The organism is Dellaglioa sp. CoH-57-MRSF-21, from assembly GCF_056781915.1.
Genome location: NZ_JBXAXU010000146.1, coordinates 1 through 299 on the forward strand (window position 1 = coordinate 1; position 299 = coordinate 299).

The following is a 299-nucleotide window of genomic DNA, read 5'->3' on the forward strand; positions in this document are numbered from 1 at the left end:
GCATTCAATCATGCGCGGCAGGCGGTGGCCCAAGAACTCGAAAACCATGTGCGGTTCGAGTCGAGCACGCAGTTCCTATACGCGAGTGTCGATGCTCAGGACGCACTAGTGTTCACGGCTTACACCATGCTTCAGGGAGTGCACGCTGACGACGGCCGCACAGTGCGCGCACTTTACGTCAGTCTTCAGTGGGTAGATGGTACCTATTACTTCGTGAACGTGGGCCAAGAATTCTGCCCTCCTGATCAATTGCCGCGCGCAAAGATGAGGATCACAACACTTCCCGAAGTTTGTGGCGT

General features: G+C 55.5%; 1 protein-coding gene. It reads left to right on the forward strand.

Going from position 1 to position 299, the window contains the following annotated elements; all coding sequences use genetic code 11:
- The coding region (locus AC1RPQ_RS08330; protein WP_481762318.1) for a hypothetical protein at positions 1-299 on the forward strand (299 nt) is incomplete at both ends.